Raw genomic sequence first — 9,353 nt, 5'->3', positions numbered from 1 at the left:
ATGTTATATAACGTTACTAATTTTTATGAATTATATTACTATTCTATAATAGTAAAAAAAACGGAGAGAAATAATAAGGAGGATGGAAAAAAATGAAAAAGGGAATTTTAAAATCTGTAACAGGGATTGCATTAAGTGCTCTTCTCACTATTTCATTAGCAGGTTGTGGAACATCTGAAAAGGCTGAAGCAAAGGAAGGAATAAAGGAAAAAGGAAAAATTGTTGTTGGTATGATGGCTGCTACACCTCCATATGAGTTCCACGCCGTTGACGGTGGGAAAGATAAGATTATTGGTTCCGATATTAAGTTAATAGATGAAGTAACAAAAGATTTAGGTGTTAAATATGAAATTAAAGATATGGATTTCGATGGTTTATTAGTAGCTCTTCAAGCCGGAAAGATTGACATGATTGTTTCGGCTATCAGTCCAACAGAGGAAAGAGAAAAAAATGCAGACTTCACTAATGTGTACTATAAAGATAGACATGTAATGGTCGTCCGTAAAAAAGAATTGAACAAGTTTACATCCAATGACGATTTGAAGAAGGCAAAAATTGCGGCGATTAAATCTTCTGTACAAGAACAAATAGTAGAAAAAGAATTTCCAAATGCGAAGTTAAAATTATTAGGAAAATCTACTGAATTAGCTATGGATTTGGCAGCTAACAAAGTAGACGCAGTCCTAGTAGATCGCCCAACTGCTACACTTCTTATTAAAAGCAATCCTAAATTAGCGTTAACTGAACTTCTATTTGATGACGATACAGCTGGAGCAGCTATTGCCATGCCTAATGGTACAGATAAAGAAGTTATGGATACGATTAATAAGACGATTGAAAGAACAAAGCCTGAATATGAAAAGTGGTTAACAGACGCAATGACAAAAGTAAAACAAAATTAATGGTATTCATATAGTTGTCCCAATCTGATACAAAGCTTATTTAAAAGCTTGTATCAGATTGGTTTCCTGGTTGAAAGTATCATTTTAAAAGGGGGGAGTCAATTGAATTTTTCATTTCTTGGAACATATTATCAATTTTTTTTAACAGGAATCTATATAACCATCATTTTAGCAGTAATTGCGGTGGTATTAGGAAGTATCCTTGGTGTTGCCCTAACCCTTTTAAGACGTTCCAGATTTAGAATCGTAAAGTTAATTGGGGACATTTATGTTGAATTTGTAAGAGGTACACCGCTTCTTGCTCAAATTTATATTATTTATGTAGGAGTACCTGCTCTTTTTAATGGAAGTGATATTCCGGATTTGGCGGTAGGTGCAATCGCCTTATCACTTAATGCGGCAGCATATATTTCTGAAACAATTCGCTCCGGTATTGAAGCCGTTAGTAAGGGACAAATGGAAGCGGCAAGAAGCTTGGGGATGAATCAAAGACTCGCGATGTTCGATATTATTATGCCTCAAGCATTTAAAAACATTTTACCAGCCCTAGGTAATCAGTTTATAGGAAGTATCAAGGATTCTTCAATCGTCTCTGTGATCGGTGTGGCTGAGTTGATGTATAAAACAACCATCGTTAGAGGAAATACAGCATTAGGATTAGAACCAATCATCGTAGCCTCACTTGGCTACCTAGTACTGACATTTACATTGTCGAGATTACTGGGGATTGTTGAAAGGAGGTTGAAGACTAGTGATCACCGTTAAGGATTTACATAAGAGTTTTGGAAAGAATGAAGTTTTAAGAGGGATCGATGTCACGATCAAAAAGGGTGAAGTAGTGGTTGTCATTGGTCCTTCAGGATCAGGTAAAAGTACGTTCCTAAGATGTCTCAACCTATTGGAGGTTCCAACAGGCGGAAGCATTGTGGTGAATGGGCAAGATATTACAGCTAAGAGTGTCAATATTGACAAAGTAAGAGAAAAGATGGGGATGGTTTTCCAGCAATTTAATTTATTTCCCCACAAAACGGTTTGTCAAAATATCTGCCACGCTCCCATTAAAGTAAAGGGAATGAAGCAAGCAGAAGCAAAAGAATTAGCAGAAGAGCTATTAAAAAAAGTCGGTTTATTGGAAAAGATAAACGCTTATCCTTCTTCTTTGTCCGGCGGCCAGCAGCAGCGGATCGCCATCGCAAGGGCACTAGCGATGAAGCCTGATGTTATGTTATTCGATGAACCCACATCTGCTTTGGATCCCGAAATGGTTGGAGAGGTTTTGGCGGTTATGAAAGACCTTGCCAAAGAAGGAATGACCATGGTCGTTGTTACACATGAAATGGGATTTGCCAAAGAAGTGGGCGACCGAATTCTGTTCATTGATCAAGGCAGGATAATGGAAGAAAATAACCCGAAGGATTTTTTCGAAAATCCAAAGCATCCAAGGACGATTGATTTCTTATCAAAGGTGTTATAAGAGAGGTTTTAATGATGAAAGTAATTGGAATAGGTGACAATGTCGTAGATAAATATGAACACATTCGTACCATGTATCCAGGTGGAAATGCCCTTAATTTCGCCGTCTATGCCAAAAGGCTTGGCGTGGAAGCGGCATTTCTGGGTGCATTTGGAACAGATCGTGAAGCAGGACACGTCCAGGAAAGCATCCAGGAAATTGGACTAGATACTAGTCATTGTAAGGTTTATGAAGGGGAGAACGGCTGTGCCAGAGTGACCTTAAAAGACGGAGACCGGGTATTTATAGGAAGCAACCGCTGCGGTGTATTAAGGGAGCAGGGATTAAATTTAACAGCTGGAGATTTAAGCTATGTCAAAGAATTTGATTTAGTCCACACAGGCCTTTATGGGTTTACAGAACCGGAATTGGCGAAGTTTAAAGAGTTGGATGTTCCAATCGGCTTCGATTTTTCATCCGATTTTACTGAAAATCAAGTAAATGAAATTGTTCCATTTGTGGATTACGCCTATTTTTCCTGTAGTCATCTAAAGGCAGATGAGATGCTTAATTTGATGTTAAAGGTGACAAAGATGGGCTGCAAATTGGTGCTATGCACCATGGGGGAAAAAGGAGCTCTATTATTCGATGGCGCTAAATTCTATGTGCAGGAGCCAAAGCTTGTTAAAGCAATCGACACAATGGGAGCAGGGGATTCTTTCATCACTTGCTTTATGGTGAACTACTTAAGCCAAACCAAAGAAGGAATATTAGATCAAGAACAAATCATTACAGAAAGCCTAGAGAAAGCAGCTAATTTCTCATCCCAGCAATGCCTGGTTGACGGCTCCTTTGGGTACGGAAAGGTATATGAGTGATCAACCATTTATGTAAAAGTTTTATAATGATAAATATTATTGGAAGAGAAACAAGTGGAATTAAATTACATCATTAGACAAATCAAGGAAAAACAGCCAGATATCAAGAGTGTATTTTTTGTAGGATGTGGTGCATCAAAGGCAGAATTATATCCTGCGAATTATTTCTTAGAAGGAAATGTTAAACAACTTCGTACAAGTCTACATACAGCAAACGAATTTAACTATGTAACTCCAGTTTCTGTTGATGAAACTAGTATCGTAATCACATGTTCTTTAGGAGGAACAACTCCAGAAACGGTAACAGCTACTTTAAAAGCTAAAGAATTAGGCGCACACGTTATCTCAGTTACACACATTGAAGATTCTGCCATCACTAAAGATGCTGACTATGTTGTTTACCATGGCTGGGAAGCAAACTACGCAGCAAAATTGGAAAAAATGACAAAAGTTCTAGGGCTTGCTGTTGAAATTTTAAACCAATTTGAGAGTTATGAGCACTACAACAAAATGCTGGATGGTTTCTCAAAAATTTATGATCTAATTGAATCATCAGTAGCTACTGTTCTTCCACAAGCAAAAGCATTTGCTGATTCTTACAAAGATGAGCCAGTCATTTATGTAATGAGCAGCGGGGCAACTCACGAAGTAGCTTACGCTTTCAACTATCTGTTTGCTAATGGAAATGCAATGGATCAACTCTGGAAGTTTCCATGACGGTGAATTCTTCCACGGACCATTCGAAATCGTTGACAAAGGCGTACCATTCCTTTTATTGATGAATGACGGCCGCACAAGAGCTATGGATTCAAGAGCACTTGAGTTCCTGAATCGCTTTGATGCAAAAACAACTGTTGTTGATGCGAAAGACTTCGGCTTAGGCTCTGTGATTGCAAAAGAAGTTGTCGATTACTTTAACCCAATGCTAATTACTGGTGTGATCCGTGTTTATGCAGAACAATTGGCAATTGCCCGTAACCATCCGCTATCAAAAAGAAGATATATGTGGAAACTGGAATATTAATCTATAAGTCTTCAACAAAACAGGTATCGTTATAAACGATACCTGTTTTGTTGAATGGAATAAGTAAACTTCTCCGCCATTGACAGAGAAGTTTACAAATCCATCTAAGTTGTGATGGTTAAAGCAATCAGTTCAGTCCGTGTTTTAAAATTAGAAGTATGAATCGGGACTTTGTTTTCATCGTAAACGATTTTATCGTTATTAAATAATGTATCACCAATTTCACAATCTAAATATTCAGCCTCATGACCTGTAGCAGGGACAACCGTAATAATTTTATGGGTAGAAGCGGAACTCATGTTAACGTTATATATATTTTTTAAAACATCATAGGTTGAAACATTTTCAAGGAAGTGATCGGCTAAATCTGGGAAGCGCTCTAAGGAGTAATGAGTTTCATCAAGGGTAAAAGGGTAATCATCCATAAACATTAGCCGGACGAGCCTTAATACAGGTGCGTTAATTGCAATTCGAAGAGATTCCGCTATTTCAGGAGATGCTTTAATTTCCTCGCAAACAAGAATCCGCTTTGAAGGACTTTTTCTTAACTGTTTGTTAAAGTCAGTAAAACCATCAACGGAAACTAATTCCCTTGCGAGTTTAGTCCGCATGACAAAGGTACCTTTTCCTTGTTTGCGCACTAGAAGGCCTTCCTCTGTCAATTCCTGAATGGCTCTTCTAACTGTTATTCTGCTTACACCATAGATCTCGCATAATTTTACTTCATTAGGGAGCCTCTCGCCTTGTTGATAAATTCCTTGCAAAATCGCATCCTTAATGAGTTGTTTTAATTGGCCATATAAAGGTGTTGAAATAGAATTGTTTAATTTCATTGTATATATTCCTTTCAAACTGATAAGTCGTTATATAATATTATATAACAAAAATAATTTTAATGTAATATTGACTTGTCATTTCTTAATATTCTCAAAATATACTAATCTTTATGACTGCTAAAATTTTTGACTAGCAATTTTCAGAATTATAGTTGACATTTTTACACTTGAGCATTACTATAATGTTATATAACATTATAGTATATAATATAACTAATGGAGGAGAAAAAATGGAACTAAATTATATCATTTCACAAATTAAGGAAAAACAACCGGAAATAAAGAGTGTTCATTTTGTAGGCTGCGGCGCTTCAAAAGCAGAATTATATCCTGCAAAATACTTTCTGGAGGCAAATTCCAAACAGCTTCGTGTCAGCTTATTCACAGCAAATGAATTCAATTTTGCTACTCCAGTATCCGTGGATGATACCAGCATTGTTATTACATGTTCTCTAGGTGGATCTACTCCAGAAACTGTTGCTGCTACGACAAAGGCAAAAGAATTAGGCGCACATGTAATTGCTGTTACATATGAAGAAGGTTCTGCCATTACAAAAGATGCGGATTATGTAGTTTACCATGGCTGGGCAGCTAATTATGCAGCGAAAATGGAGAAGATGACCAAGGTATTAGGTCTAGCAGTTGAAATCCTGAATCAATTTGAAGGCTACGAGTACTACGGCAAAATGCAAGATGGATTTTCTAAAATCTATGATTTAATCGAAAATGCTGTATCATCTGTGCTTCCACAAGCAAAGGCATTTGCAGATGCTTACAAAGATGATCAAACTATTTACGTAATGAGCAGCGGTGCAACTCATGAAGTAGCGTACTCTTTCTCTATCTGCTTACTAATGGAAATGCAATGGATCAACTCAGGAACTTTCCACGATGGAGAATTCTTCCACGGTCCATTCGAAATAGTAGACAAAGATGTACCATTTTTATTATTGATGAATGATGGCAGAACAAGGGACATGGATTCACGCGCACTTGAGTTCCTAAATAGATTTGATGCTAAAACAACTGTCGTCGATGCAAAAGACTTTGGCTTAGGTTCAGCCATTTCAAAAGAAGTGGTTGATTACTTTAACCCAATGTTAATCTCAGGGGTATTACGTGTGTATGCAGAACAATTAGCTATAGTTAGAAATCATCCACTGACAAAAAGAAGATACATGTGGAAGTTAGAATACTAATCTGATATATTTGTTAAAACTTTCCAAAAAACTGGTATTAATTTATTTAATACCAGTTTTTATATTTTTTTATGAATGGCTCTCTTTTTATAAAATTAGAGCCTATTTCTCCAGTTGTTTGTCTTCCAATGCTCTAAAGGAGAACGGAATTCCAGTCATTTTAGCCGTTAATTCATCATAGGAAACTAAATCCTTTTTTGACAACTCTTTTAAGGATCGTTTTCCTATTGCTCTTAATGCCATTTTCATTTCTTCTACACTAGCTGTTAAGAATTTTTCTGCTGTTTTTTCCCCTTCTTCAGTTTTAAATTGATCCTTGAACTTGCCATCATACCATATAGCTTGTGTAGGAGGCTCAAATGGGAGGGCATTTAATACTTGATCATGAGCGAGAGCAAACAACATGGCGGAGCCTAAATATACAGCGTCAGCTCCGAGTGCAAGCACTTTTAAAAAATGACCGGGTACTAAAAGTCCTCCTGAAACGATTAAACTAATCTTTCCCTTCATCTTTGCTTTTTCTAAGTGATTCACAGCTCTAACTACTGCATGTAATGTCGGGATTCCAAAGTCATCAAATAATATTGGCGGTGCACCGTGCATGGCTGCTTGACCGCCGTCAATGGCTATAAAATCAACTCCCATAAAGATTAAATGATCAATATCTTCTTCGATTTTTCCACCTGCACCAATTTTGGCTCCTATAGGAACACCGCCTGATCTTACGCGAAGCTCCTCCACAAGTAGTTTTAAGTCTACTAACGTTTGATTTTCATAAAAGTTTTCATAAATGACCGCTTCTTCATTTTCCTTAAGTCCCATTACCTTAAGGGCACGACCTGTTAAATTTTGCGAGGGGATTTTTTGTCCCATTCCAGCTAATGCACCATTACCTAATTTAATTTCTATCATGTCCGCACGGTTTAATAAATGTTCTTCCTTTGCCCAGTCTGTTTTAGAAAATTGTAAAATATACTTTCCGGCAGCGTCTAATTCTTCGGGTAAGATTCCACCTTGCCCTGAATTAATCGCCGTTCCGGTCTTGTTAGCTGCTTTTGCTAAAGATAGCCTTGCTTGTTCACTAAGCGAAACTCCGTAACCCATGCCGCTAATCATAAGAGGAATTTTTATATCCATTGGTTTTTTTGCTTTTGGCCCAATAGTAACAGATATATCTACATCTTCCTCACCATTGACCGGGAATGGTGATGTCTGTGCAGGGATAAAGGTAATGGGGTCCAAATTCGGCCATTTTTTAGAAGAGCCGCCAAGAGGACGATCCAAGACTGTCCCTGTTTCTGCCCGCAGGCTATTTTCTATCATATTCTGAATGCCCATATGCCGAAGACCTGGGATTAGCTCAATAATATTTTCTTGATAACTGTCGGATAAAGTAATTTTTCCAGCCTTTTTCACTATGAGTTTCATCATCCAGCGCCAGCAGACGAGCATGAATACCAAAACAACAAATAATAGGGTCACCATTGTAAAAGTCAGATAAAGTAATATGTTCGGCATAGTTATTTCTCCAATATTCGTACTGTAAATGGGGATAAGCTTTTTATGATGGTAAATGTCCTTTATTTTCTTCCCATGGTTCAAAGGAAAACGGAATTCCAACCATTTTGGCGGTCAATTCATCGTAAGAAACCAAATCCTTTTTCGATAACTCCTTTAAAGATCGTTTTCCCATTGCCCTTAATGCCATTTTTATTTCTTCAATACTTGATGTTAGAAATTTCTCCGCCGATTTTACTCCTTCTTCAATCTTAAATTGATCCTTGAATTTCCCTTGATTCCAAACAACTTGGGTGGGTGGTTCAAATGGAAGGGCATTTAATGATTGAGGATGTGAGACGGTAAATAACATAGCTGATCCTACATATACTGCATCTGCTCCGAGGGCGAGCACTTTTAAAAAATGGCCGGGTACTAGCAGCCCGCCAGAGGCAATTAAACTAATTTTTCCCTTCATGCCTCTCTTTTCTAAATGATTAGCGGCTCTTACAATCGCATGCAGAGTTGGGATTCCAACGTCATCAGATAAAATAGGGGCGGCACCGAGTGTTGCTGCTTGTCCTCCATCAACCGCAATATAATCAACGCCTATGTAGATTAAATGATCAATATCTTCTTCAATTTTTCCGCCAGCCCCTATTTTTGCCCCAATAGGAACACCACCAGTAATTCTCCGAAGCTCATCAGCAAGTTCTTTCAAATCATCAAGCGTTTGGTCTTCAACAAAATTATCATAAATCACGGCATCTTCATTTTCCTCTAAACCCATCAGTTCACGGGCCCGGCCCGTTAAATTTTTAGGAGAAATTTTCCCGCCTGTTCCAAATAGTGCTCCCTGTCCCAGCTTAATTTCAATCATATCGGCCCGCTTAATTAAATCATCTTCCTTTGCCCAGTTTGTTTTGGAGAACTGTAAAATATATTTTCCGCCTATATTTATTTCCTCAGGTAAGACGGCCCCTTCACCGGAATTAATGGCGGTTCCAACATTATTAGCAGCATTAGCTAAGGAGAGTCTCACTTCTTCACTGAGTGCGATTCCATAGGCCATTCCGCTGATCATTAACGGGATTTTTATTTTCATTGGTTTTTTTGCATTTGGACCAATGGTTACCTGCACATCTACATCTTCTTCACCGTCAATTGGAAATGGTGTTGTTTGGGCAGGAATAAAAGTGATCGGATCTAAATGCGGCCATTTTTTTGAAGATCCCATCGGGCGGTGGAGGACGTCGCCTGTTTCTGCCCGCAGACTATTTTCAAGCATATTTTGAATGCCCATATGCCTGAGCCCCGGCATCAACTCCATCACATTTTCTTGATAACTGTCAGATAAAATAATTTTTCCCATATGCTTCACCATTAGTTTCATGAACCAACGCCATCCAAAAACCATGAATATAAAAGTGGTAAAAATAATTGCTACCATTCCAAAAGTTAAATAATAAAAAATATTCTCCATAGTTACTGCTCCATATTCCGCATAGTTAATAATAAAACCAGTTAATCTTATTATAGTCAAAAAAAGGAAAATATTATAAAT

The 9,353-nt window shown here is 37.7% G+C and carries 10 protein-coding genes; 7 read left to right on the top strand and 3 right to left on the bottom strand.

Features of this window, described 5'->3' with window-relative positions; all coding sequences use genetic code 11:
- The first annotated feature begins 92 nt into the window (after positions 1 to 92).
- The 6 genes from V7659_RS23790 (at position 93) to V7659_RS23765 (ending at position 4,257) form a co-directional block, all read left to right on the top strand.
- Positions 93 to 902, top strand: a complete 810-nt coding sequence (locus V7659_RS23790) for a transporter substrate-binding domain-containing protein (protein WP_335542628.1) — start codon at positions 93 to 95, stop codon at positions 900 to 902.
- 102 nt (positions 903 to 1,004) lie between these two features.
- Complete coding sequence (locus tag V7659_RS23785) at positions 1,005 to 1,667, top strand: amino acid ABC transporter permease (RefSeq protein ID WP_335542627.1); 663 nt, start codon at positions 1,005 to 1,007, stop codon at positions 1,665 to 1,667.
- Entirely contained in the window at positions 1,654 to 2,376 is a 723-nt protein-coding gene (locus V7659_RS23780; RefSeq protein WP_335542626.1) for an amino acid ABC transporter ATP-binding protein, read from the top strand. The genes V7659_RS23785 and V7659_RS23780 overlap by 14 nt, the downstream gene beginning before the upstream one ends.
- An 11-nt stretch (positions 2,377 to 2,387) precedes the next feature.
- Positions 2,388 to 3,233 (top strand): fructoselysine 6-kinase, encoded by an 846-nt coding sequence (locus V7659_RS23775; protein ID WP_335542625.1) that lies wholly within the window; start codon positions 2,388 to 2,390, stop codon positions 3,231 to 3,233.
- Between the two features lie 54 nt (positions 3,234 to 3,287).
- On the top strand, positions 3,288 to 3,950 hold the full coding sequence (locus V7659_RS23770) for an SIS domain-containing protein (protein WP_335542624.1): 663 nt from the start codon (positions 3,288 to 3,290) through the stop codon (positions 3,948 to 3,950).
- Entirely contained in the window at positions 3,913 to 4,257 is a 345-nt protein-coding gene (locus tag V7659_RS23765; protein WP_335542623.1) for a hypothetical protein, read from the top strand. The genes V7659_RS23770 and V7659_RS23765 overlap by 38 nt, the downstream gene beginning before the upstream one ends.
- Positions 4,258 to 4,361: 104 nt before the next feature.
- Here the strand turns inward: V7659_RS23765 and V7659_RS23760 are convergent, their stop codons facing one another.
- Positions 4,362 to 5,090 carry a GntR family transcriptional regulator gene (locus tag V7659_RS23760; protein WP_335542622.1) on the bottom strand — a complete coding sequence of 243 codons (729 nt, stop codon included), beginning with the start codon at positions 5,088 to 5,090 and terminating at the stop codon, positions 4,362 to 4,364.
- A gap of 233 nt (positions 5,091 to 5,323) precedes the next feature.
- Here V7659_RS23760 and V7659_RS23755 point away from each other — a divergent pair, with 233 nt between their 5' ends.
- Positions 5,324 to 6,292 (top strand): SIS domain-containing protein, encoded by a 969-nt coding sequence (locus V7659_RS23755; protein ID WP_335542621.1) that lies wholly within the window; start codon positions 5,324 to 5,326, stop codon positions 6,290 to 6,292.
- Positions 6,293 to 6,394: 102 nt separating this feature from the next.
- Here V7659_RS23755 and V7659_RS23750 read toward each other — a convergent pair whose 3' ends face one another.
- Together V7659_RS23750 and V7659_RS23745 are read right to left on the bottom strand one after the other, a co-directional pair.
- A complete protein-coding gene (locus V7659_RS23750; RefSeq protein WP_335542620.1) occupies positions 6,395 to 7,810 on the bottom strand; it encodes an FMN-binding glutamate synthase family protein in 1,416 nt (471 codons plus the stop codon).
- Positions 7,811 to 7,853: 43 nt separating this feature from the next.
- Positions 7,854 to 9,272, bottom strand: a complete 1,419-nt coding sequence (locus tag V7659_RS23745; RefSeq protein WP_335542630.1) for an FMN-binding glutamate synthase family protein — start codon at positions 9,270 to 9,272, stop codon at positions 7,854 to 7,856.
- Between the last annotated feature and the right edge of the window lie 81 nt (positions 9,273 to 9,353).

This window comes from Neobacillus drentensis (assembly GCF_036966985.1).
Taxonomy (GTDB): Bacteria; Bacillota; Bacilli; order Bacillales; family Cytobacillaceae; genus Neobacillus; species Neobacillus drentensis_E.
This window is presented reverse-complemented; position numbering and strand designations above follow the sequence as displayed.